Raw genomic sequence first — 23,683 nt, forward strand, 5'->3', positions numbered from 1 at the left:
GAGGCTCCCGCTCATGTTCACGCTCCGCCTCGACCGCCTCTCGGTCTCTCAACGCATCCTGGCCGGCTTCGCCGTGGTGCTGCTGCTCCTCACCATCTCCGCCCTGACGACCTTCCGCAGCGTCAGCGTGCTCAACGCGGAGATCGAGAGCACCCGCTCCCGCATGCAGGCCGCCGAGGAGGCCAGCGCTTTCGAACTGCTCCTCAACGGGGTGCGGCGCCTGGTGCTCAACTACATGCGCACGGAACAGGGCGACATGCTGAGCGACCTGAAGACCGGTCTCAGCGCCCTGAAGGCTGACAGCGGCGGCCAACCCTCGGGCGGCCAGGATGCGGCGATCAGAAGTCGGGCCCTCGACTACGTCACCGGCACCGACGCACTCGTCGGCGCGATGCAGAAGCGGAAAGCCGCCCTCGGGGATCTGGTCAAGCTCGGTGCAGCGCTCTCCAACGCCGGTTACGCGATGGCGCAGCTCGCCGCGCAGGAACCGGGTCTCGCCGCCGCGACCTTCCGCGCCGACCGGGCCCTTCAGGCCGGCATGAGCGCGGTCTATCTTTTCCGCTCCAGCAACAATCCGGCGGATGCCAGCACAGCCACGGTCGAGTTCGGCCGCTACACCCGGGAACTCCTGGCCCTGTCCCGACTCGACGAAGCCGGCCTGCTTCAAGCCTCGCTCAAAGTCGCGAACGGGAAGGTCGCAGCCTTCAAGGCGGCCCTCGACGGTGTCCTGCAGGGCGCCGGCGAGGTCGAGGTGGCGTATCAGAACCTGAAGCAGACGGGCGACGCGTTGATCGGCCTGGGCAAGGAGACCCGTGAGCGGGCGGTCCGGGAACAGCAGCAGATCATGGCGGTGATGACCGCGGATGCCAGCCAGCTGAGCCAGCTTGTCATCGGGATCGGTGGCGTGGCCCTGGTGATCGGCGGGCTCCTCGCATGGCGTGTCGGCCGCGGCGTGTCCGGGCCGGTGGCGGCCATGACCGGCGCGATGCAGCGCCTGGCCGCCGGAGACCATGGCGTGGCTGTTCCGGGTTCCCACCGGTCCGACGAGCTCGGTGCCATGGCGCGGGCCGTCCAGGTCTTCAAGGACGCACTCATCGCCAAGGAGCAGGCTGACGCCGCGGCAGCCGAGGAGGCGGATGCGAAGATGCGACGCGCCGACCATCTCGACGCCCTGACGAAGGCGTTCGAGGTGAATGTCTCCGTTCTCACGCAGGGTCTGGCCGGTGCTTCCACCGAGATGGAGGCCACGGCCCAGGGCATGGCGGGCACCGCGGAGCAGACGACCCGGCAATCCGGCACGGCGATGCGGGCCGCCGAACACACCTCCGCGAATGTGCAGACCGTCGCTGCAGCCACGGAGGAAATGTCCGCATCCATCCAGGAAATCACGCAGCAGGCCGGTCAGTCGGCCCGCATCGCGCAGCAGGCAGCTGATGAGGCTCGCCGCACGGACGGACTGGTCCGGCAACTCGCCAGTGCCGCCGAGCGGATCGAGACCGTCGTCGCGATGATCAACAAGATCGCCGGGCACACGAACCTCCTGGCCCTGAATGCCACCATCGAGGCGGCTCGGGCAGGCGAGGCCGGACGGGGCTTTGCCGTGGTCGCGTCCGAGGTGAAGGAACTTGCCGGTCAAACCACGCGCGCGACGGAGGAGATCGCGGGGCAGATTGCGTCCATCCAGGGCGTCACCCAGGCCTCCGTCGCGGCCATCCAGGCCATCGGCAGCACGATCGGGCAGATGGCGGCGGCCTCGAACGCCATCGCGGCTGCCATGGAGCAGCAGGGCGCCGCGACCCAGGAGATTGCCCGAAACGTGCAGCAGGCGGCGAACGGGACCGGCCAGGTCGTCGGTAGCATCAACGATGTGCGCCTGGGCGCCGACTCGACGGGCAGTGCCGCGGCGCAGGTGCTCGGCGCCGCGCAGGAACTCTCCCATCATTCGGAGAGCCTCCGTCACGAGGTCGGAACGTTCCTGATAGCGGTGAAGGCGGCCTGAGGGCCCCCGAAGGCGTCGAACGTTCGAAAGCGTCACATCGGACCGGCTCTTTCGAACGCGACGATCGGTTCAACGCGAACTTGTGAAGGGCGAACACCGCTCGGATGTGGACCGCCGACCCGAGCGGCGGGTTTCCCTGCAACTCCTGGAACAAGGCGGTGCCGTGCCCGATTGGCTGGAACACACGATCTGGTGGCAGGTCTTCCCGCTCGGCTTCGTCGGAGCCGAATCCGAGACCGTCGAGGGCGCTCCCGTCGTGCATCGCCTGGGCCATGTCCAGGCGTGGCTCGACTATGCCGTCGAGCTCGGCGCCACGGGGCTGGCCCTCGGACCGGTCTTCGCCGCCTCGACCCATGGCTACGACACGATCGACCCCTTCCGGGTCGATCCGCGGCTCGGCGACGAGGCGGATCTCGTCGCCTTGATCGAGGCCGCCCATGCGCGGGGCCTGCGCGTGCTTCTCGACGGCGTCTTCAACCATGTCGGCCGCGACCATCCCGCCTTCGCCGAGGTTCTGGCGCAAGGGCCACAGGCGCCCAGGGCCGCGTGGTTCCGGCTGTCCTGGCCCCGGGGCACCGATCCGGGCACGGAGCCGGACTACGCCTGCTTCGAGGGACACCGGCAGCTCGTGACGTTGAACCACGACGCACCCGCCGTAGCCGATTACGTCGTCTCCGTCATGACGCATTGGCTCGCCCTGGGGGTGGATGGCTGGCGCCTCGATGCGGCCTACGCCGTGCCCCGGCGCTTCTGGTCCGACGTCCTGGCGCGTGTGCGGTCGGTCCATCCGGACGCCTACCTCGTCGGCGAGGTCATCCACGGGGATTACGCCGCCATCGTGCGCGACACCGGCCTGGATGCGGTGACCCAGTACGAGCTCTGGAAAGCCATCTGGAGCGCCCTCAACGACCGCAACCTGTTCGAACTGGCCCATGCGCTCGACCGCCACAACGGCTTCCTCGACACCTTCGTGCCGCTGACCTTCGTGGGCAACCACGACGTCACGCGGATCGCGAGCCGCCTCGCCGACGAGCGCCACCTCCCCCAGGCCCTCGCGATCCTGCTGGTCTGCGGCGGCACACCCTCGATCTATGCGGGCGACGAGCAGGCCTTCCGCGGCGTGAAGGAGGAGCGTGTCGGCGGGGACGATGCGATCCGGCCGGCTTTCCCGGACACGCCCGCCGGGCTCGCCCCCTATGGCTGGCCGATCTACCGTCTGCACCAGACCCTGATCGCCCTGCGGCACCGGCATCCCTGGCTGCACCGCGCCCGCACGCGGACGCTCCACCTGACCAACGAACAGCTCGTGCTCGCGGTGGGTGACGGAACCCAGCACCTCCTCCTCGCCCTGAACCTCGCCGAGGCCGGCCTGCTCCTGCCGGCGCCGAATGCGCGCATCGTCGAGGCCGGGGAGGCGTCGCTGGCAGCGCCCGGAACGCCGGATGCTCGGGTGAGCCTCGGCCCCCAGGGCTGGGCCGTCCTGGCGATTTGATCTTTGCCGTTCGACAGCCTGGCGCCGCCCAGGACCGGGGGGAACGTGTCGTGAGCACAAAAGGAATCCCTCTCGACCCAGAAGGATTTCCAGAGGAGATTTCATCCGTAGAACTAAACCGTTGTAGGTACTTAGGAATTCTGATCCGAACTGCTTCGGCAATGGTTTCGGCAATGGGGTTTTCGCCCCTGCAATGCGCATCAACGGCGCGATGCCGCGCGCATCCCCGCGATCGGTCCTGAACGGCATGGCGCCAATGGCCGCATTGGTGCGACGGGTTTCGATACAGACCGCCGGCACCCCATGGGTGTGAACTCGGGCTCGGTGCCGGCGAAGCCGATGCCTGCCGCCTTGCGCACCACGCTGCGGGCGCCGTCGCAGCCGACGAGCCAGCGGGCTCGGAACGCTCGACCACCCGCCTGGACGACGACAGCCTCGTCCGTCTGGCTGAAGCCTTCGACCCCCACGCCCCGCAGGACCGTGACGCCCGACGCCTCCGCCCGCGCGGCCAGCACGGCTTCGATGCTTGTCATCTCAGTAGCCAGGTTGCTGACCGGGCCGGGAAGGCGATGGGGCCAGCGCGCTGTGTCGATCCGGTCGTGGAAGAACTGGATGCCGGCGAAGTGACCGCCCGGACGGCGGGTTTGCTTCAGGAAATGCGCCGTCCGGGCGTGGCACGGCTCGCTGCGTGGGCCTGGACCTCGTCCAGCAGACCGCGGCGGTCGAGGCTCTCGATCGTCGAGACGGACACGCAGGCCGAGGACGACCCGATCTCGGACATCGCCAACAGCCGGATCATTGCCCAGGCCTGCGAACGCGCCGGCGTGCGGGTCGAGGCGCATGCTCTCCCGAGCGGCGGCCACGGCTTCGGCATGGGCCGGCCCGGCACGCCCAGCGCGCAGTGGCCGGGCTGGTGCGAGGCTTGGTTGCGCACGGTCGTCAGGCCGGCCTGACCCCTCCCCGAGGACATCCGTCATGGAGACACCATGTATCCGACGCGCCTACGAACCCTCTCCGCCTGTGCCCTGGCCCTGCTCGGCGGCCCGGATGACACAGATAGAAGTCGCCGATTGAGGGCGGTAGGAGGGATCGAAATCGCAGGAAAATTCCTTGGCGGCCAAATCACTGGAACCTGTCATCCAGGGTGCGTGCGGCGCCCCGTAGATCGTATGCGATAAAACTGGGACCGGCTGATACCAAGCCGGCGGGCGGCCTCCTCGACATCGCCGCCGGCCTTGCCGAGTTCTTCCTCGGCAACCTGAGCGCGCTGGCGATCGGTCAGCGCCTTCAGGTTACCGGTCGGCGCCTCCTCGACGACGGGACCGGCGCCGGGGATCTTGCTGATCTCAATCTCACCCATCACCAGGTATCGGGAAAGCACGCTTTCGAGTTCGCGAACGTTCCCCGGCCATTGATGGGACCTCAACCGGTCCATCTGCATTGTTGTGAGTTCCCTGGCCGTGGCTCCGCTCGTCTCGCAAATCCGGCCGAGCAGCGCGCCGACGAGCATGGTCAGGTCGGCGCGCTCGCGAAGGGCGGGCATCCGCACGCGGAGGACGGCGACGCGGTAGAACAGGTCGCTTCGGAAGGCTCCCGCCGCCAATCGGTCCTCAAGCGTCCGATGCGTGGCGCAGGCCAGCCTGAAGTCCACCGGGATCGGCCTCGTTCCGCCGACCCGTACGATCTCCCCGGTCTGCAGCACCCTGAGCAGGCTGCCCTGGAGGCGCAGCGGCATGTCGCCGATCTCGTCGAGGAAAAGGGTGCCGCCGGAGGCGAGCTCGACCTTCCCGACCTTGCCGGCGCTCGCCGCGCCGGTGAACGCGCCACCCTCGTAACCGAACAATTCGGAATCGATGAGTTCGGCGGGAATGGAAGCGCAGTTGACCGACACGAACGGTCCGCCGGACCGGGACGACGCGGCGTGCAGGGCGTGGGCCGCGAGTTCCTTGCCCGTCCCGGTCTCGCCGTCGATGAGCACCGGGAAGTCCGTTTCGGCCGCCCGCCTCAGCCGTGACCTGCACTCCTCCATCGCTGGGTCATTCCCGACGATGTCACGGAGATCGAACTTCGCCCGCCAAGTCGCCGTAGGGGCCTGGACCGCGACGGCGCTCTCGAAGCGCTGGTACGCGCGCCGGAGGGCCGAGGGGCTGGAGAACAGGGCGATGCCGATGGCCCCGACCGGCTTCCCGTCCTTCAGGACGGGCACCTGCCGCGCCAGCAGCTTCTGACCCCGCACCTCCAAGGGATAGGGCGACATAGGCTTGTCGCCCTGGGCGACGAGATGGAGGCGCGTCTGGGGACCGATGACCTCGGTGATGTGCCTGCGTAGGAAGTCCTCCTCGCTGCCACCCAGCAGCGTGCAGTAGGGGCGGTTGATCAGGACGATCATCCCGGCGCCGTCGACGGCGACGAGGCAATCCGAAACGTGGTCCAGCAGGAGGCGCAGCATCTGCGCGTCATCCGTTCCGGCCGAGGGCCAGGCGAGCAACGGGGACATGACGTATCAGATCTGCGACAGGCGTCTCATAAATGCGATCCTAAGACCTGTCGGCTGGTGACGTCAATGCGTCATCACGTGAGGAAATCAACCGAATAGATTAGCCTTTTCAGAGGGTTGAAGCACAAGCACAAAACTATGCCGATCTGGCTTCCGAGTTGCGCCGTGTCCGCGGGTCAAGAGCCCTTTGGAGGATCGGCGTGATGAAGATCGAACGGAGATTGATCGGCGATTGCGCCGTGGAGATTACGGGCCATGGTCCCGAGATTGTCTTCGTGCACGGATTTACGACTACCGCCGAGTTCTGGAAGGAACAGGTCGAGCCGTTCTCGGAAAATCGCAAGGTCGTCCGCATCAACCTTCCGGGGCATGGCGTCTCCCCGCATCCGGTTGATAGGCACTATACCATCGACGCGTTCGTTGCGGACGTGGAACGGGTACTGGACGCCCTCGAAATCAAGACGTGCGTCCTCGTCGGACTGTCCATGGGCGGGACGATTGCCCAGCGCTTCACCCTGAAGAACCCCGACCGCGTCACGACCCTGGTGCTGGTCGGCGCGACGCCGCACGGCCTAGGACCCGACGTGAAGGTCGACAACGTCCTCGCCGCCATCGGCAGCGTCGGCGTCGCGAAGGCGAGCCAGAACGTCATCGAACGGTCCTTCGCCGCCTGCGCCTCCGCCACGCTCGTGGAATGGGCGAAGAACGAGGTCATCCAGACCCCCGACCACGTCGCGCGCGCCGCCATCCGGTCCCTGAACGACAGCGACAGCAGGTCCGAGCTCGCCTCCATCGCCGTCCCGACGCTCGTGGTCGTCGGCGCCGAGGATGCCATCACGCCGCCGGACCAGTCCCGTGCGCTCGCCGACGGCATTCCCGTCAGCATGCTCTCGGTGATCCCCGATGCGGCGCACTTCCCGATGATCGAGCAGCCGGAAGCCTTCAACGCGGTCCTGGGCGAGTTCCTCGGCCGCCACGCATCCCACTGACGTCAGCCCCGGACCGGGAAGGCGCGCTCCACCCAAAAGCCGAAATCCGAAGATCGAGGGGATACCGATGTCGACCAGTGCCATCACACCGAACGGCGGCCAAGGCGCCGCGCTCCACCAGGCCCCGGGGGTCCACGATCCCGCCGGGACCCGTCGCGTCGTGCTCGCCGCCGCCCTCGGCACCGTGTTCGAGTGGTACGACTTCTTCATCTACGGAAGCCTCGCCGCCTTCTTCGGGGTGCTCTTCTTCCCGCCCGGCAACGAAACCGCGGCCTTCCTGGCCTCGCTCGCCACCTTCGGGGCCGGATTCGTCCTCAGGCCGTTCGGCGCCCTCGTGTTCGGCCGTCTCGGGGACGTCGTCGGCCGCAAGGTGACGTTCCTCGTCACCATGCTGATCATGGGCGTGGCGACGGCGGTCGTCGGCTTGTTGCCCACCTTCGCCCAGATCGGGTGGTGGGCCCCGGTCATCCTCGTCTCCCTTCGCCTGCTGCAGGGACTGGCGGTCGGCGGCGAGTTCGGCGGTGCCGTCACCTACGTGGCGGAGCACGCCTCGCCCAAGCGTCGCGGGTTCCTCACGAGCTGGATACAGATCACCGCGACCGGCGGCCTCCTGCTCTCCCTCCTCGCCATCCTCGCGTGCCGCAACGCGATGTCCCCCGAGGCCTTCGCTTCCTGGGGCTGGCGCATCCCGTTCGTCGGCTCCCTGGGCCTGCTGCTGCTCTCCCTCTACATCCGGCTGAAGCTGCATGAATCCCCCGTCTTCAAGCAGATGCAGTCGGAGGGGAAAACCTCGAAGAACCCGATCAAGGAAGTCCTCGGCGAGAAGCGCAACCTGAAGATCGTCCTCGTCGCGATCTTCGGCGCCGTCGCGGGCCAGGCCGTGATCTGGTACACCGGTCACTTCTACAGCCTGTACTTCATGACCAATACGCTGCGCCTCGACGCGAGCACGGCGTACATCTACCTGACGGTCGCGCTCGTGCTGGCGACGCCCTTCTTCGTGATCTTCGGCTGGCTGTCCGACGTCATCGGCCGCAAGTGGATCGTCATCGCAGGCTGCGCCCTGTCGGCGATCCTCTTCATCCCGATCTTCAACGGGCTGATGACCTACGGCAACCCGCGCCTCGCGGCGTTCCGGGCAAGCCACACGGTGGCGCTCCAGGGCGCCGACTGCATCGCCGAGCAATCCATCGTGACGCAACTGTTCTCGCCGGCGAAGACCACGCCCTGCTCGAAGGCGAAGTCGTTCCTGACGGCCTACGCCGTGCCGTACACCGTCGCGTCGGGTGACGGGTTCACCCTGCGCCTGGGCGACCGCACGTTCGAGGGATTCGACGAGCCGGTCCTGAAGGCCGCCCTCGTCGAGGCGGGATTGCCGCTGAAGGCGGACCCGGCGCAGGTCAACGCCCCGATGATGGTGGCGCTGCTGTTCGTCCTCGTCTTCCTGGCGACCATGGTCTACGGGCCGCTTGGGGCCATGCTGGTCGAACTCTTCCCGACCCACATCCGCTACAGCGGCGTGTCGGTCGCCCTGCAGTTCGGCAACGGGTGGATCGGCGGCTTCGCCCCTCTGATCGCCGCCTCGATGGTGGTGAGCGCCGGCGATGTCTTCGCGGGCCTTGGGTACACCGTCGCCATCGCCGCAAGCACCGCGCTCATCGGGGCCTTGCTGCTGCGCGAGACCAACACCGCACGTCTTTGACGGCACCATCCCCGGCGCCCGGTCCCCGGGCGACCGGCACACGCTTCCGGCCGGGGCGGCTTCGGCTTCCCCGGCCGAGGCTTTCTCGCATCGCTCGCGCCCCGGCCCGGTGAACCCGATGTCAGACTTCGAACGCCGTGTGATCAACGTCGGCATCGTCGCCCCGGGCGGATCGCAGACCCTCGACATCATCGGTCCGGTGGATACGTTCGCGCAGGTGGGCCGGATACCCGATGCGGGGGTCCGCTACGCCGTCTCCCTGCTCGGCACCGCACCGGGACCGATCCTCGCCTCGTCCGGCCTTCGCGTCCTCCCGGACCGGCTCATCGACGAGGCGAGCGAGGTCTTCGACACGCTCCTCGTGGTGGGCAGCCCCGACATCCAGGACGAGACGCAGGATCCCGCCCTGAGGGACTGGCTCGTCAGGAAGGCCCCGACGACGCGCAGGATCGTCTCCATCTGCAACGGCGCCTTCACTCTGGCCGCGGCGGGGCTGTTGGAGGGTCGGCGCGCGACCACGCACTGGCAATACGCTGGCGCGTTGGCGGCGCGCTATCCAGGGGTCCAGGTCGAACCCGACCGGATCTTCGTGCGCGACGAGCACATTTACAGTTCGGCCGGCGTCACCGCGGGCATCGACCTCGCGCTCGCCCTCATCGAGCAGGATTGCGGCTCCGGCGTCGCGCTCGCCGTCGCCCGGGCGCTGATCGTGTTCCTGCGCCGGCCGGGCGGGCAATCGCAGTTCAGCGTGAACTACAGCGGGGCCAGCTCCGAGCAATCCCAACTCGGCGGCATCTCGGATTTCGTCCTTTCCAACCTGTCCGCGGACCTCTCCCTGGCCCGTATAGCCCGCCATGCGGCCATGAGCGAGAGAAGCCTGATGCGCCTGTTCCGGGAGGAACTGCAGACGACCCCGGCCCGGTACGTCGAGGCCGCACGCGTCGAGGCCGCCCGAAGCCTCATCGAGTCGGGGGCGACGAGCATCCAGCAGGTCGCCCATCGATGCGGTTTCGGGTCGACCGACACCCTGCGACGCGCCTTCCTGCGCCACCTCGGGATCGCGCCGGGCGATTATCGGCAGCGCTTCCAGGGGGCCGCGCGGAGCCTCGACGCGCAAACCGAACAGACCGGCTTGGCTGCCCTGCGCACCCGTTAGGCAGAGGATGCCCAAGCCCGCGCCAAGTCGAACCAGCCGTCTAGATCTGCATCCCGTTTGGCAGGAACTGCCGCGTCTTCATGCTGGCTACCATCGATCCGCGGTCCTAGCCTCGCTCCCGAAACCTGAAGACTTCCAAGGAACGTATCTGATGTCGGAGACCAACGGCAAAGTCCCGGTCACGGTCCTCACGGGCTTCCTCGGCTCGGGCAAGACCACGCTCCTGAACCAGCTGTTGGCCCAGGAGGGTGCGGAAGGGACCGCCGTCATCGTCAACGAGTTCGGGGCGGTCGGCATCGACGGCCAGCTCGTCGTCGGCGTCGACGAGGACGTCATCGAGATCAACAACGGTTGCATCTGCTGCACGGTGCGGGCGGATCTCGTCTCGACCATCGAGCGCCTCCTGGCGCAGCCGCAAGCGGTCCGTCGCATCCTGATCGAGACGACTGGGCTCGCCGACCCGGCGCCGGTCCTCCAGAGCTTCATCCTCGACGAGCGGCTGCGGGAAAGCACGGAACTGGACGCGCTCGTCACCGTCGTCGATGCGCTCCACAATCCCCTCTGGCTCGCCATGGGCGAGGAGGCCGAGGCGGCCGGTGGCGAGAACATCGCGGGTGAGCAGATCGCCTTCGCGGACCTCCTGATCCTCAACAAGACCGACCTGGTCGACGAGGAGACGCTCGCCCTCCGCGAAACTGACCTACGCCGCCTCAATCCCCTCGCGCGCATCCTGCGCGTCCGCGACGCGACGGTCCCGGCCGCCGAGGTGCTCGGCATCCGCGCCTTCGACCTGAAGAACGCCCTCGCCATCGAGCCGGAGCTGCTGTCCGACCTGGAGCACGAGCACGACGACGCCATCACGAGCGTCGCGCTGACAATCGAGGACGACCTCGATCCGTCGACGTTCTTCAAGTGGCTGAACGGCTTCGTCCAGGCCAAGGGCTCCGACATCTTCCGGATCAAGGGCATCGTCCCCGTACAGGGCGAGGCGCGCCGCTACGTCTTCCACGGCGTCCACATGACCTTGGACGGCCGGCCCGGGCGCCCCTGGCGGCAGGGGGAGGTGCGTCGCGGCGAGATCGTCTTCATCGGGCGCAACCTCGACCGGACCGCAATCGAGGGAGAGGTCCGCGCCTGCATCGCGAGGCGGGCAGCCGCCGCCTGAAGACACGTCTCGCCCCGTTCCGACAGGAGTGCCTCGAATGTCCCCCACGCTCGCCCTCGCCACCAGCATCGCCGTCCTCGGAGGCGTCGACACCTACCTCACGGCGACCGCCCTCCCGATCCCCGTCTGGGTCACCTTCATCGCCTGGGCCTCGTTCTTCGCCTGCGGCGGCGGCGTCCCCGGGCTCGTCAAGTCGGTCGCGTCTAACTGGACCGGCATCGTCATCGCGAGCCTGTGCCTGCTGGTGATCTCGTTCGCACCGGAATCGCCCGTCGTCGCCGCCCTCTCGGTGGGTGTCGGCAGCGGCCTCATGATCCTCGCAGCCTCGGCAGGCTTCCTCGGGTATCCGCCGGCCATCGTCTTCGGCTTCGCCTCCCTCGTCGGCACGACCCAGGCGACCGGCCACGGCGTGCTCGACGGGGACATCACCCATCCCACCCTCGTCGCCGGGTTCTCGATGCTGGTGGGAGCCCTCTTCGGCATCGTCTCCGAGATGCTGGCGCAGGCCCTGACCCAGCGTTCCACCGCCCCCGCAACCGTTCGCTAAACGGAGGTCACATGAAACTTCAGCATACCCTCGGCGGCCTCGAAGGCCTCGACCCCGTCGCACCTGAATTGCGCGTCTTCGTCGAGCCCTGGGAGGAGCGCATCTTCGGCATCCACACCGCGATGATGGCGCTAAGTTCCCAGCTGAATTTGCCGCAGACGTCGAGCACCTTCAGGACGGTCTGGACCTGGGCGGACCTGCGCAAGGGCGCGGAGGCCATGAACCCGTTTGACTACTTCAAGTACCGCTACTACGAGAAATGGCTTGGGGGGATCTCGGGCTACTTCGTCGCGAACGGCTACATCACCCAAGCCGAGCTCGACGCCCGCACGGACGAGTACCTCGCCGATCCGGCCAAGCCCCTGCCGTCCGGCGGCACCCCGGAGGTCGACGACCGCATCCACAAGTACCTGATCGACGGGGACTCGCCCTGGCACCAATGGGCGGACAAGCCGCGCTTCGCCGTCGGCGACGCCGTCCTCATCGGCGACCCGCCGAGCGTGGAGCATACCCGCCTGCCGGGCTACCTACGCAACAAGGTCGGCGTCGTCGAGACCGTCTACGACGACGCGTTCAGCTACCTGTGCTCGACCGGCCCCGACGGCATCGGTCCGGCGATGCCGGTCTACTGCATCAAGTTCGACCCGCAGCACCTGTGGCCGGGCAACGCCGAGCCGGGCTTCGTCATCTACGCTGACCTGTTCGACGCCTACCTGCGCCCGCTGGAGCAGCAGGCCGCCGCCTGAGCCCGTCCTCCTCGACGAGCCCGGCCCGTCGAGGTCCATCCCTGCATCCGCCCGGCGACCGTCCGCGGAACGTCGCCCCTCCCGCCCCCTTCGTCGGTGGCGGCGACCCGGTATCGAGAAGGAAGGAATCCCATGACTGATCGTTTCGCCTATCCGCATGACCGCGAGGAGCGCAACGCGGCGCGCGTTCGGGCGCTGGAGGCGCTGCTGATCGAGAAGGGCGTCATCACCGACAAGACCGTGGATAAGGTGATGGAGACCTTCGCGACCGAGATGGGTCCCTTCAACGGCGCCAAGCTCGTCGCCCGGGCCTGGGTCGATGACGCCTTCAAGGCCCTGCTCGTGACCGACACCATGGCGGCTGTGGCCCAGCTCGGGCTGCCGACCGGCGCGGCCGGGGCTGAGGGCGAGCACATGCGGGCCGTCGCGAACACGCCCGACGTCCACAACCTCATCATCTGCACGCTGTGTTCCTGCTACCCCTGGCCGGTCTTGGGTCTTCCGCCCTACTGGTACAAGGACCCGTCCTTCCGCGCCCGGGCGGCACGCGAGCCGCGGGCGGTGCTCAAGGAGTTCGGGCTGGAGGTCGAGCCGTCGAAGGAGATCCGGACCTGGGACAGCTCGGCCCAGATCCGCTGGTTCGTGGTACCGGAGCGGCCGGACGGCACCCAGGGCCTGAGCGAGGACGAGCTCGCGGCGCTCGTCACGCCCGAGACGATGATGGGCGTGGCCGTCGCCTTGCCGAAGGCCGCGTAGGCCAGCTGCCATGCAGACGAGCTTCGAGCATTTTGCCCTCGCCAGCATGATGGGGCAGTCCGATGCCCCTCCTAAGGCCAATGGCGGCCTCTGCTTCCACCAGCCGTGGGAGCGGCAGGCGTTCGGCCTCGCCGTCGCGCTGGCCCGGGACGGGCACTTCGAATGGGAGGAGTTCAGGCAGTGCCTGATCGCCGAGATCACGGCATGGGAGGTGTCCCACGCCCGTGACGACCTGGATTGGGACTACTACGAGTGCTGGCTGAACGCCCTGGAACGCGTGATGGGGACCCAGGTCCCGCCCGAACCCGCGACGGGCGCACACGCAGGCCAGGCCACGGGTTGAAGCATCGGACGGGATGCGTGCCGGGGGGATCCGTCGTCCGACGAAACGGAACGCCTGTGCGCCGACCCGCGTCGGGGCATCTGGAAACGCGCCGATGACAGGGACTTGCGTCGAGCTGCGGCGGACGAAGCCAATCGGAGCGAGCCCTTGATCCTCAGCATTTCCACCGACCAGGGTCCGCGCGGCTCGACAGGGCGTCGTATCGGCGCCCTGTACCTGTTCCTGATTTCCGCCAACGTCGCGGCGTGGGCCTGGGCGTACGACCTCTTCGCGGGCAACGCCGCCCTACTCTCGACCGCGGTCCTGGCCTACGTCCTCGGGCTGCGGCACGCGGTCGATCCGGACCACATCGCGGCCATCGACAACGTCACCCGCAAGCTGATGCAGGCGGGCGAGCGACCCGTCGCGGTCGGGCTCTGGTTCGCGCTTGGGCATTCCACCGTCGTCGTGGCCGCGGCCGCGTTCGTCGCGCTCGCCACGACCAGCATGCTCGACGTCCCCGGGCGATACCGGGAGCTCGGAAGCCTGGTGGGGACGGGCGTGTCCGCGACGTTCCTAATCCTCATCGGCCTCGTCAATTGCGTCGTCCTCGCCGGCGTGTTCCGCTCATTCCTGCGCCTGCGCCGCGGCGAGGGGGACGAGCGACGGGATACCGAAGGCATGCCGCCCCGTCATGGCGTCCTCACCCGGTTGCTGCGTCCCCTGTTCCGGCTGATCACCCGTTCCTGGCACATGTATCCGTTGGGCCTGCTGTTCGCGCTCGGCTTCGAGACCGCCACGGAAATCAGCCTGTTCGGCCTTTCCGCGGCCCAGGCCGGGGGCGGGGCTGACCTTCGGCTCGTCTTCGTGTTCGCCGCCCTGTTCACCGCGGGCATGACGCTGGTGGATGCCACCGACGGCGTCCTGATGCTCGGCGCCTACAGCTGGGCCTTCGTGCAGCCGAAGCGGAAGATGCTCTACAACCTGATCGTCACCTTCCTGTCCGTCGTGGTCGCCTTGGGAATAGGGACTTACGAGGCCCTCGATCTCGTCGTCGATAAGTTCGGGTCGAGCAGCGGGATCGGGGCTTGGCTCGGTGGAATCTCCGACCATTACGACACGCTTGGATTCGGGATCGTCGGCGCTTTCGCGTTGGCCTGGGCCATGTCCTGGATCATGCACCGCCGGGCCGGGGCGTCCCGTTCCGATGCCGACGCCATCGAGCCGCACCCAGGGACGGGCAGCATGGTGGTGGTTCGCGAAGGTGCCTGATCCCTCGGGGCTCACCCGATAAGGCTCGGCGAGCCCCTTTCGCTTGCGCCACGGCAGGGATGGGTGGATCTATGCTGGTCTGCTTCCGGAATGCGGATGCAAGGAAGCGGACATAGCCGATTAAGACCGTTCGCGACCCATCTCGCCCATTCGGACGGTCTGCTTATTACCACACTGCTCGTTGTTTAGCGCAAAAGCCCACATGAGAGCGGCTTTTGCTTTTCATATTAGCTTCGATGGCGCCGCTGGCGAAAGGAATTTATTAAAAAAGGCCATGGTCGACATGTATCCCCAGGTCTTCGAGGACCAGATAGTGCAGTGGATCAGGCTTATCTCCAACATAAACTTCTCGTATGGTATTTAGTACCCATCTATTGGGAATGATAACCGTAACATCTTCCGGATTGAAAGTCATTTTATCAGTTTTGAGACGCCACTCCCGTTCCCAGGTAAAATCTACAGGCGCATCTCCGCTCAGGTCGTAGGTCACGTGAAGGTGTTTCTTCTCTTCAGGTAGAACGTCGTATTCTCTTGCGGGCTGGTATATTACAGGCAAACCTCCCTGTTCATAAACCCACTTTTTATCGAACATAACGCCATAAGGCCGATACTTAAATCTGGGAAAGCCGTTAGCGATTAGATGGCCAATCTTCGAGATGGGTGCTTCACTGAGACAGACACATTGATGAGCCCCCATGATGTAGCCTGTCCCGCCTTTCAATGCTTGGTCCCTCAAAATATCAAGTAGATTATGCAACGCCGCTTCCGGCTCTCCCTTTGTTAGATGAATAAGCTTACTGCTCAAATCATCGCGTATCATATAAAACATTCCTCAGATGTGGTTTGATGTAATATTTGTATATACTACGTGGTGTGCATTTAGCCAAAATCAGCCGAAAACCTCGGATGTATCAAGCTTTTGCTGCTGAGTTCCACGAAATCTACCATCCACGCACAACTTCGGCTGCGGGGCAGTTAAATCAAGAGACCGAATTGCCGATGTAGACGCCAAGCCGGAGTTACTCTTTGCGACGGGGACCGAATTGCTGCTCACCACCCCGAGCCAAATCTGACGGACGACCGACGAACGGCCGTTTTCAAAAAGCGCCGACGGCGATCCGGGCGACTGAGTTGGGTCGAGACCTGCCGGTCAGGTCTGCGACCGTGACGGTCGAGTTTCTGCCGGCCCATTTTGGGGTGGCGATGCATGGAAGCGAAGATCGCCTCTAAATTCTATTTTCCATCGCTCATGTCACATCTGCCAACGCAATCTCGTCCCTGTGGCATGACGCGCGTATTGCGACCGCCGAAACAGATGCACGCGCGTATCACAGAAGGGATGACGATGACTATTGTGACACCTGCCAACGCTGGGCGGACCGATCCGGAACCGAGTGGCCTTTCGCGTACGGGGAGCGAGGAGCTGGTGCCCTCGCGCTACGCGGTCCGGATCGGCGAAATCGACGTGCTGGTCGTCAGCGATGGGGTGCTGCCGCTCCCGACCAAGATGCTGGGGCACAACGTCGAACCGGCCGTAAGGGCTGTCTGGCTGAAGGACATGTTCCTGCCGCAGGACGCGTTCGACTGGTCGTTGAACGTGGTCCTGGTTCGCAGTGGAGACCAGACTATTCTCATAGACGCTGGGTTGGGGCTGGATCCGAACCTGAACCTGCCGCGGGCTGGACAACTGGTCAGGCGATTGGACGCCGTTGGCATTGACCTAGGGTCCGTGACCGACGTGGTGCTTACCCACATGCACATGGACCATGTCGGCGGGCTCCTCGTCGATGGCGTGAAAGAGCGACTGCGCTCGGACCTGCGGATCCACGTGGCGGCTGCCGAGGTCAGGTTCTGGGAGGCGCCGGATTTCACTCACGTCAACATGCCAGAGGGTTTCCCTGAGGCACTTCGAGCGGCAGCCCAGCGGTTTGCGCGAGAGTACCGTAGTCAAATTCGTCTCTTCGAAGAGGAACACGAGGTCGCGCCAGGGGTCGTCGTGCTTCGTACCGGCGGCCACACCCCGGGACACAGCGTGGTCCGCCTGGCATCCGGCGGCGACAGGCTGACGTTCGCCGGTGACGCCGTGTTCTCGGTCGGGTTCGAGCATCCCGACTGGCACAACGGCTTCGAACACGATCCCGAGGAGGCAGAGCGTGTTCGCGTTCGGCTCCTGCGAGAATTGGCGGCGACCGGCGAGCAGTTGATCGCCACGCACCTGCCGTTCCCGTCGGTTGGTCGGGTCGCGGTCGATGGCGACGCTTTTCGCTGGATTCCCGTTTTCTGGGACTACTGACTGCAAGGGGTCCGTGCTGGCCCGGCGCTCCATTCGACGAGCACCGGCACACAGATGACCCATCGCCACTTGTTCATCCCCGAAATTTCTTCCGAGGACGCGCTTCCGTGAGGTCGCGTGCCGTTCCGGAAGGCTCATCCCGGAACGGCTTTTTTAGTCTGGGCCGTCGACTGCCGGAATATCCCGGAAGGTCAAGCCCTCGCCGGGTCGAAGTCGATAGCATCGAATCCGCCCGTCTATGTCACACGACAAGTGCGCTCCTCGTCATCGCTGCAACCGGCCCGCTGGGGTCGGACTTGAAAGGAGCGTCACATGAAGATCGTCGTCATCGGCGGCACCGGGCTGATTGGCTCGCAGGTCGTCACCACCCTAGGGAGCGTTGGACACGAGGTGCTCGCGGCCTCGCCCAATACGGGGGTGAACGCTGTGACGGGCGAGGGCTTGGCGGAAGCCCTGCAGGGCGCGAATGTCGTAATCGACGTCGCCAACTCACCCTCCTTCGCCGACGACGCAGCAATGGACTTCTTCGTCCGCGCTGGACAGAATTTGGCTGAGGCCGAGAAGGCCGCGGGCGTTTCGCATCACGTCGCGCTCTCGGTGGTCGGAACCGAGCGCCTGCTCGACAGCGGCTACTTCCGCGCCAAGCTCGCTCAGGAGGAGTTGATCGCCTCGGCGGGTGTGCCCTGGACGTTGGTCCGCGCCACGCAGTTCTTCGAGTTCGTCGCGGCGATTGCCGGAGCTTCGATCATCGACGGCACCGCGCGCGTGACCTCCGCGTCGATCCAGCCCATCGCGTCGGCCGACGTTGCGGCGAAGGTCGCGGAGGCCGCGTTGGCGCCACCCCGAAACGGCATGATCGAAGTCGCCGGCCCTGAGCGTTTGCCGATGGCCGAGCTGGTGAGGCGCCACTTCGACGGCATCGGCGAGCCCCGGGACGTCATCACGGACGATACGGCCGCGTATTTCGGGGTGGTTCTCGGAGGCCCCTGGCTGACGCCCACGGGTGACGCGTGGCTCTCGCAGCGGCGCTACGGCGAATGGCTGGCGGGACAGCCGAAGCGAGCGGCCTGAGACCTGCCGCCAATGGATGCGGCCTACATCTCGGCGCTCTCCGCGCTTGCGGGGTCGGCCATCGGCGCGATGGCCTCCTTCGCGACCACGTGGCTGACCCAACACAGCCAGGAGCGCGCAACCCTCCTGGTGCAGGACCGCGCGCGACGGGAAGCTCTCTATGGCGAGTTCATCCGGGAGGCGTCGACCTTGTTCGGCGATGCCTTCCGGCACGAACTCGACGACCCGGCCAAGCTGGTGGCGCTCTATGCCATCGTGAACAAGATCCGGCTCTTCGGAGAGCCGGACACGCTCCAGGAAGCCGAGCGGGTCATGCAACGCATCGGCGAGACCTACTTCGCCCCGAACAAGGATCTCGCCGCCTTCGCGGACATCCGCCACGATAGCGGCCTCGACCCGCTCTGCGCGTTCTCAACCGTTTGCCGCAGGGAACTGGCAATCGCCCGCCGTTGAGGCTCAGTGAGGCGTCGGCACTGTCTCGGATCCTCCGAACAACTTCGCCATTCGCTGGAGCTTGTCTGGATTCCGGGTGAAGTAGATGCCGACGATCAATCCACCTTGGATGTCCAGAGCGACGGTCTGGAGCATTCCACCGGGCTCCAGGCTGAAATAGCCCGGCAGGCCGTCGATCCAGAGGTCCTGCAGCTTCCGGGCATGCTGGATCCACGCCTTGCGCGCAGCCCCCTCGAACATGCGCGTGACCTTGTCGATGCCGATGATCGGCCGCGGGAAGGCGAGAACCTTTCCGCCTCCGTCGGAGTGTACGACGACGGCATCGGCGAGCATGCTGCGTAGCGCCGCAATGTCGCCGGTCGCCGATGCCTCGAAAAAGGCCTTCGCGATGCGCGCGCCCTCTTCCCGCTCGACAGGAAAGCGCGGGCGTGCGGCCTGCACGTGTTTCCTGGCCCTTGCGGCGAGCTGACGGACCGCCGGTGGTTCACGCTGGAGGGTGGCCGCGATCTCGGCGAGTGGGACCGCGAAGACGTCGTGCAGGATGAAGGCCGCCCGCTCAAGCGGTGAAAGCCGCTCAAGGGCCAGCATCAGCGTGAGAGTGAGATCGTCGCCAGGGGCTTCGTCTGGGACGAGGGCGACAGGCTCGGGTAGCCATGTGCCGACATAGGTCTCACGCCGGACCCGCGCGGACTTCATCACGTCCAGGCAGAGACGCGTCACCGTCCGCGACAGGAAAGAGCCGGCTGAGGTAACCTCGGAATGGTCGACGTGGCGCCAGCGCAGCCAAGCGTCCTGTACGACGTCCTCGGCTTCGCCGAGGGACCCGAGCATGCGGTAGGCAAGTCGGACGAGCCGCGCCCGTTCCTGCTCGAAGACGCGGGTCGGATCATCAACGGTCGGCATGGCGGAACGACCAGACGCTGAGGGCGACCGCGATAAGCGCAGGAAGCGTCACCGCGGGGAAGTCTCGGGACAGAACCTCCGGCCCGCAGATGCCCACCGCAACCTCCCAGAAATGGAACAGCGCATGGCCCGAGAGCCAGATCGCACCCATGCACCAGAGTAGGACACGCAATCCGGGTCTCACGGCCCCGTACACGAAACCCAACCCGATCAACACGAAGATCAGACCGATATCGCGCAGGAAGTGCTGATTGAAGGGGCCAGTCGTCGTCACGCCCGGCACCGCGAAGTACCATGCCTCGGGCGAGGAGAGCATGAAGATGCCGTTTCCGGCCAGGCCTGCGCCGAGGATGGCGGCGAGTACCGGAATCGTCCTGATCATCGAGCTCTCCCACGTGATTGCTTCACGTGAGTGACGATGCACTGCGGCCCGATGTGACATGGGGTGCAAGTTTCCGAGTAGCACCTTTCGGAACCTCGGCCTTGCACCACTCCTGTCCCTGAACACCGTCTGCCAGACCCGATTTTCGAGCGTGGCTACGAAGCACTCGCTCAAGCTATGCCACAGAGCCCGGGGAAGCCCCGACCGCGACGATGTCCACCGACGAACGACCGCTTTCGAGATGCCCGGACGTGGCCATCAATGGCGACATTGGGTCGGGACCCGCCCGTCTGTTCTGCGACCGGGTTGGGTGGTTTTCAGTCTGTCTGCTTACGGTTCGTAGGACGCGGAAAGCTGACGTTCTGCCATGGACGATTGATTAACCCGTATGTCCATTGGCGCCTACAAGCTCGATTTTTGGCGTCAAGCGTATCTGGGTAACCAGGCGACCTTTATGCTTCGATGATCGAGCGGATCTTGCTCGCAAGTCCTTCGACCGGAAAAGGCTTGGTGATCATCTGCATACCGGGTGCGAGGTGGCCTGCACCGAAGGCGGCGTTCTCCGCGTAGCCTGTCATGAACAGCACCTTCAGGTCCGGCCGCCCGGTTCGGGCCTGGTCCGCGAGCTGTCGGCCGTTGAGCCCAGGCAGACCGACATCCGTGACCAGGAGGTCGATGCGCGCGTCCGACTGCAGGATGCGGAGACCGGAAGGTCCGTCGGGCGCTTCCCGGGTGGCGTAGCCGAGTTCACCTAGCACCTCGACGACGAGGGTTCGTACCGTATCGTCGTCCTCGACAACCAAGACCGTCTCGCCAAGTTCGGCACGGGGCGTCTCGCCCCTGGTGGTGCCAGGCTCTTCGAACTCACCGAAAAACCGTGGCAGGTAGAGCTTCACCGAGGTCCCTTTATCGGCCTCCGAGTAGATCTTGACGTTGCCCTCTGACTGCTTGGCGAATCCGTAGATCATGCTCAGTCCGAGGCCGGTGCCCTGCCCGATGGGCTTCGTTGTGAAGAACGGATCGAACGCCTTGGCGATGACGTCCGGAGGCATACCCGTGCCCGTATCGGTCACGCAGACGCAGACGTACTGCCCGGCTCGGACCCCGATCTCGCGTGCGGCGTAGGCGTCGTCGAGGAAGCTGTTCACCGTCTCGATGATGAGCCTGCCCCCTTCCGGCATCGCGTCACGGGCGTTGATGGCAAGGTTCAGGAGGGCGTTCTCCAACTGGTTGGGGTCGCAGAGGGTCAGCCAAAGGCCACCCGAGACCACGACCTCAAGGCGGACGCGCTCACCGAGCGTGCGGCGCAGCAAGTCGTCCATGGACCCAACGAGCCGGTTCACGTCGACGGCCTTCGCCTCAAGCGGTTGCTGGCGCGAGAACGCGAGAAGGCGATGGGTGAGCGCTGCGGCCCGTTGCGCCGAGGCCATGGCGAGGTTGGAGTAGCGTGACAGATTTTCGGTGCGGCCCTCGTTAATGCGGGTCTGCATCAGGTCGAGTGACCCGACGATGCCGGTGAGCAGGTTGTTAAAATCGTGCGCGATCCCCCCGGTCAGCTGTCCGACGGCCTCCATCTTCTGGGACTGGCGCAACTGCTCCTCGGCCTGCTCGCGTTCGGCGATGGCCTCTTGGACGCGGGCCTCCAAGGTGTCGTTCATCTCTCGCAAGGCGACCTCGGACGCCTTCGTCGCGGTCACGTCGTAGATCACGCCGACGTGTCGCAATTCGGAGGATTCGTCGTCGCGAACGGCCTCGCCACGCCGGGCGAGCCAGCGCGTCTCGCCCATGTCCGCCAGCCGGATACGCATCTCGGCGTAGGGAAGCTCCCCGGCCTCGCGGAGGCCCGGATCCAGCAAGGGACCACCGTCGATGACAAGGGCGTTGACTGCGCTAACCGACAGATTGACCGCTGGGACGACGCCAAGGAGGGCGCAGAACTGGGGAGAGACTTCGACGGTGGCGAACCCCGGTACGAACTCGAACGTCCCGATGCGGCCGGCGGTCTGGGCGATGCGCAATCGCTCGACGACCCGCTTCTGTTCGGTGATCTCGACGAGGGCGCCGGTGAAGCGTAAGGGGTTGCCGTCGGCGTCATAATCGCACCGTCCGCGGGCATGGACCCAGCGGATCGCTCCGTCCGGTGCCTGGAGGCGATATTCCCTATCGAAGACCTCGGCGCCATTCAGGATGCCGCTGACCGCCAGGCGCACCCTCGGTAGGTCCTGCGAATGGATGCGGTTGAAGAAGGCGCCGGTTGGAACGCCATCGGTGCCTACATCCTGTTCGATCCCGTTGAGCAGGGCGAAGCGTTCGTCGACGTGGAGGCGCTTTCCCGGAATGTCCCAAGCCCAGGTCCCGGCGATACCCGCCGCCGCGACGGTGATCTTGAGTTGACGCTGCGCTTCGGCCAAGCGCCGCTCGATACTAGCCAGTCGCTCTCGCGCGACCGCCCCCTGGCGCGAGGGCGTGACGTCCACCTGGGAGGCGAAAAAGTACATGAGCCTACCGGTCTCGTCGAAGACCGGGCTGAGATAGAGCTCGTTCCAGAACGTACCGCCGTCCTTGCGGTAGTTGAGGATCTGGACCTTGATTTCCCTGTGCCCTGCGACCGCGCTTCGAACGAGCGCCACGGAAGCCGGGTCCGTGTCGGGACCCTGGAGAAATCGGCAGTTGCGTCCAAGGACCTCGGTTGAGTCGTACCCTGTCAACGACAGGAAGGAGCGGTTTGCGAAGACGATGGGATTGTCCGGAAGGCGCGGGTCCGTGACCACCATCGGCTGGCGGATGAGTTCCAGCGCAGCGATGAACGGGCCAGCCAAGCGACGCATCTCATCCGTTGCTTGGCGAAGCGAACCAAGCTCCTCGGATCGATGCGGTTCGATGCCTGCGCCTCCCGGGTCTTCCGTCACGCTTCCGTCTCACCGATTGCACGTTCGACGAATTCGTCGATCAACACCTTGAGGCTTTCCAGCGAGGGCAGGTCCATGAGCATGGCGATGTAGCCACGGATGTCGCGCTCCCGCACCGCGAAGTTGATGTAGAGGAACAGGACAAGCGCGTCGGTCCCGTCGTGGCCGACCGTCCGGAAGATCCGGGGTCCGTCGCCCCGCATGACCTCCGGCAGCGACATCGTCAGGGTTCGCTGCAGCAGGTTCGCCATCGTGGCGAGGCATCCGTTGAGGATGACGTTGCCGGTCTCGGTGAGGGCCTCGTCCTCAAGCTCCGCCACCTCCTCCGGTGTGAGTTCCTCCCCGGCCACCGCACGCACGAGCTCACGCCCGTTCTCCTGAGGGAAGATCAGGAGGGCGCGTCCGGCGAAGGCGCCCGTGAAGTCCTGTTGGACCACGACGAGTTCGGACGCCTCGCGCTCGCCGATCATGCGCGCTGCCTGAGCCTGCGACACGATCTCCACGGCCGGCACAGAGAGGAGCACCTGGACGCCGATCATCTTTCGCAGGCTCGCGGCGGCCTTGCTAACCCCGATGTTCACGAGCTCGGTGAAGGCGTCGCGCTGCAGTTCCGTGAGGTCGACGGTGGCCGTCGTCACGAGGCCGTCCTGCGCAACCTGAGCGCGGCACCCGACAGGAAGCCCGCGAGCGCCTCCTCGGTGAGGGGCTTCGGCAGGAAGGTGGCATCGACGCTTCGGGCCCGTGCGATGATCTCGTCCTGGATGTTCGCCGAGACCACGGCGATGGGCATGTGGAGTCTGGATGCCCGCAGGTCGGCGGCCAATTCGAGGCCGTCCTTTCCCGGCATGTTGAAGTCGAGCAGCGCCACGTCAACCTGACGTTCGTCCATGACGGCCATCGCCGCATCGGCGTTGGCCGCCTCCGCCACCTCCCAGTCCGGCTTGAGCTGGCGTAGGAGCTTGGCGGCGACAAGGCGGGCGAGCTTGCTGTCGTCGACGATGAGGACTGTGGTCGGCATGAAAGGCGATG

General features: G+C 66.0%; 21 protein-coding genes and 3 pseudogenes. 15 read left to right on the plus strand and 9 right to left on the minus strand.

All coding sequences use genetic code 11. The features are described from left to right. The first annotated feature begins 13 nt into the window (after positions 1 to 13). Both ASF18_RS08220 and ASF18_RS08225 read left to right on the plus strand, forming a co-directional pair. Positions 14 to 1,999 carry a HAMP domain-containing methyl-accepting chemotaxis protein gene (locus tag ASF18_RS08220; RefSeq protein WP_056350734.1) on the plus strand — a complete coding sequence of 662 codons (1,986 nt, stop codon included), beginning with the start codon at positions 14 to 16 and terminating at the stop codon, positions 1,997 to 1,999. A 163-nt stretch (positions 2,000 to 2,162) separates the two neighbouring features. After that, positions 2,163 to 3,491 carry an alpha-amylase family protein gene (locus tag ASF18_RS08225; protein WP_056351011.1) on the plus strand — a complete coding sequence of 443 codons (1,329 nt, stop codon included), beginning with the start codon at positions 2,163 to 2,165 and terminating at the stop codon, positions 3,489 to 3,491. Positions 3,492 to 3,686: 195 nt separating this feature from the next. Here the strand turns inward: ASF18_RS08225 and ASF18_RS24620 are convergent. Beyond that, positions 3,687 to 3,794: pseudogene (locus ASF18_RS24620) on the minus strand (IS110 family transposase); the annotation flags it as partial. A gap of 65 nt (positions 3,795 to 3,859) precedes the next feature. Then, positions 3,860 to 4,333, minus strand: a pseudogene (locus ASF18_RS25165) (FAD-dependent monooxygenase); the annotation flags it as partial. On the opposite strand from ASF18_RS25165, the pseudogene ASF18_RS24630 reads away from it, so the two are divergent. Continuing rightward, positions 4,241 to 4,444 (plus strand): annotated as a pseudogene (locus tag ASF18_RS24630) (alpha/beta hydrolase); the annotation flags it as partial. The pseudogenes ASF18_RS25165 and ASF18_RS24630 overlap by 93 nt on opposite strands. A 182-nt stretch (positions 4,445 to 4,626) precedes the next feature. On the opposite strand, the gene ASF18_RS08235 reads toward ASF18_RS24630, so the two are convergent. Then, positions 4,627 to 5,988 carry a sigma 54-interacting transcriptional regulator gene (locus tag ASF18_RS08235; protein ID WP_056350737.1) on the minus strand — a complete coding sequence of 454 codons (1,362 nt, stop codon included), beginning with the start codon at positions 5,986 to 5,988 and terminating at the stop codon, positions 4,627 to 4,629. Positions 5,989 to 6,191: 203 nt separating this feature from the next. Between ASF18_RS08235 and ASF18_RS08240 the strand changes: the two genes are divergently transcribed. The 9 genes from ASF18_RS08240 to ASF18_RS08280 all read left to right on the plus strand — a co-directional run bounded on the left by ASF18_RS08240 (position 6,192) and on the right by ASF18_RS08280 (position 14,643). Then, on the plus strand, positions 6,192 to 6,977 hold the full coding sequence (locus tag ASF18_RS08240; protein ID WP_082487250.1) for an alpha/beta fold hydrolase: 786 nt from the start codon (positions 6,192 to 6,194) through the stop codon (positions 6,975 to 6,977). A 67-nt stretch (positions 6,978 to 7,044) separates the two neighbouring features. After that, the gene (locus tag ASF18_RS08245) at positions 7,045 to 8,679 is read left to right on the plus strand and encodes an MFS transporter (RefSeq protein WP_082487253.1); all 1,635 of its coding nucleotides are present in this window, start codon (positions 7,045 to 7,047) and stop codon (positions 8,677 to 8,679) included. A 118-nt stretch (positions 8,680 to 8,797) separates the two neighbouring features. Further along, positions 8,798 to 9,835: a GlxA family transcriptional regulator gene (locus tag ASF18_RS08250; protein WP_162239167.1), complete on the plus strand. Its 1,038-nt coding sequence runs from the start codon at positions 8,798 to 8,800 to the stop codon at positions 9,833 to 9,835. Positions 9,836 to 9,986: 151 nt separating this feature from the next. Then, positions 9,987 to 11,000: a GTP-binding protein gene (locus ASF18_RS08255; protein ID WP_056350743.1), complete on the plus strand. Its 1,014-nt coding sequence runs from the start codon at positions 9,987 to 9,989 to the stop codon at positions 10,998 to 11,000. 37 nt (positions 11,001 to 11,037) lie between these two features. After that, the gene (locus tag ASF18_RS08260; protein ID WP_056350746.1) at positions 11,038 to 11,547 is read left to right on the plus strand and encodes a DUF1097 domain-containing protein; all 510 of its coding nucleotides are present in this window, start codon (positions 11,038 to 11,040) and stop codon (positions 11,545 to 11,547) included. A gap of 11 nt (positions 11,548 to 11,558) precedes the next feature. After that, positions 11,559 to 12,293, plus strand: a complete 735-nt coding sequence (gene nthB, locus ASF18_RS08265; protein ID WP_056350747.1) for a nitrile hydratase subunit beta — start codon at positions 11,559 to 11,561, stop codon at positions 12,291 to 12,293. A 132-nt stretch (positions 12,294 to 12,425) separates the two neighbouring features. Beyond that, positions 12,426 to 13,049, plus strand: a complete 624-nt coding sequence (gene nthA / locus ASF18_RS08270; RefSeq protein ID WP_056350750.1) for a nitrile hydratase subunit alpha — start codon at positions 12,426 to 12,428, stop codon at positions 13,047 to 13,049. A gap of 10 nt (positions 13,050 to 13,059) precedes the next feature. After that, a complete protein-coding gene (locus tag ASF18_RS08275) occupies positions 13,060 to 13,392 on the plus strand; it encodes a nitrile hydratase accessory protein (protein ID WP_056350752.1) in 333 nt (110 codons plus the stop codon). Positions 13,393 to 13,539: 147 nt separating this feature from the next. Then, positions 13,540 to 14,643 (plus strand): HoxN/HupN/NixA family nickel/cobalt transporter, encoded by a 1,104-nt coding sequence (locus ASF18_RS08280; protein ID WP_056350754.1) that lies wholly within the window; start codon positions 13,540 to 13,542, stop codon positions 14,641 to 14,643. 262 nt (positions 14,644 to 14,905) lie between these two features. On the opposite strand, the gene ASF18_RS23600 is transcribed toward ASF18_RS08280, so the two are convergent. Continuing rightward, positions 14,906 to 15,463 carry a hypothetical protein gene (locus ASF18_RS23600; RefSeq protein ID WP_156649730.1) on the minus strand — a complete coding sequence of 186 codons (558 nt, stop codon included), beginning with the start codon at positions 15,461 to 15,463 and terminating at the stop codon, positions 14,906 to 14,908. A 525-nt stretch (positions 15,464 to 15,988) separates the two neighbouring features. Between ASF18_RS23600 and ASF18_RS08285 the strand changes: the two genes are divergently transcribed. The 3 genes from ASF18_RS08285 to ASF18_RS08295 all read left to right on the plus strand — a co-directional run bounded on the left by ASF18_RS08285 (position 15,989) and on the right by ASF18_RS08295 (position 18,460). Further along, positions 15,989 to 16,936 (plus strand): MBL fold metallo-hydrolase, encoded by a 948-nt coding sequence (locus ASF18_RS08285; protein ID WP_056351015.1) that lies wholly within the window; start codon positions 15,989 to 15,991, stop codon positions 16,934 to 16,936. 312 nt (positions 16,937 to 17,248) lie between these two features. After that, positions 17,249 to 18,007 carry an SDR family oxidoreductase gene (locus ASF18_RS08290; protein WP_056350755.1) on the plus strand — a complete coding sequence of 253 codons (759 nt, stop codon included), beginning with the start codon at positions 17,249 to 17,251 and terminating at the stop codon, positions 18,005 to 18,007. 12 nt (positions 18,008 to 18,019) lie between these two features. Next, positions 18,020 to 18,460 carry a hypothetical protein gene (locus ASF18_RS08295; RefSeq protein WP_056350757.1) on the plus strand — a complete coding sequence of 147 codons (441 nt, stop codon included), beginning with the start codon at positions 18,020 to 18,022 and terminating at the stop codon, positions 18,458 to 18,460. A gap of 3 nt (positions 18,461 to 18,463) precedes the next feature. On the opposite strand, the gene ASF18_RS08300 is transcribed toward ASF18_RS08295, so the two are convergent. The 5 genes from ASF18_RS08300 to ASF18_RS08320 all read right to left on the minus strand — a co-directional run bounded on the left by ASF18_RS08300 (position 18,464) and on the right by ASF18_RS08320 (position 23,672). After that, positions 18,464 to 19,363 (minus strand): sigma-70 family RNA polymerase sigma factor, encoded by a 900-nt coding sequence (locus ASF18_RS08300; RefSeq protein WP_056350759.1) that lies wholly within the window; start codon positions 19,361 to 19,363, stop codon positions 18,464 to 18,466. Beyond that, on the minus strand, positions 19,350 to 19,745 hold the full coding sequence (locus ASF18_RS08305) for a hypothetical protein (protein ID WP_056220783.1): 396 nt from the start codon (positions 19,743 to 19,745) through the stop codon (positions 19,350 to 19,352). The genes ASF18_RS08300 and ASF18_RS08305 overlap by 14 nt, the downstream gene beginning before the upstream one ends. 452 nt (positions 19,746 to 20,197) lie before the next feature. Continuing rightward, positions 20,198 to 22,573: a PAS domain-containing protein gene (locus tag ASF18_RS08310; protein ID WP_056350761.1), complete on the minus strand. Its 2,376-nt coding sequence runs from the start codon at positions 22,571 to 22,573 to the stop codon at positions 20,198 to 20,200. 77 nt (positions 22,574 to 22,650) lie between these two features. Continuing rightward, a complete protein-coding gene (locus tag ASF18_RS08315) occupies positions 22,651 to 23,292 on the minus strand; it encodes a chemotaxis protein CheX (RefSeq protein ID WP_056350763.1) in 642 nt (213 codons plus the stop codon). Then, positions 23,289 to 23,672, minus strand: coding sequence for a response regulator (locus ASF18_RS08320; RefSeq protein ID WP_056350765.1), 384 nt, complete (start codon positions 23,670 to 23,672; stop codon positions 23,289 to 23,291). The genes ASF18_RS08315 and ASF18_RS08320 overlap by 4 nt, the downstream gene beginning before the upstream one ends. Between the last annotated feature and the right edge of the window lie 11 nt (positions 23,673 to 23,683).

This window comes from Methylobacterium sp. Leaf89 (assembly GCF_001422215.1).
Lineage (GTDB): Bacteria > Pseudomonadota > Alphaproteobacteria > Rhizobiales > Beijerinckiaceae > Methylobacterium.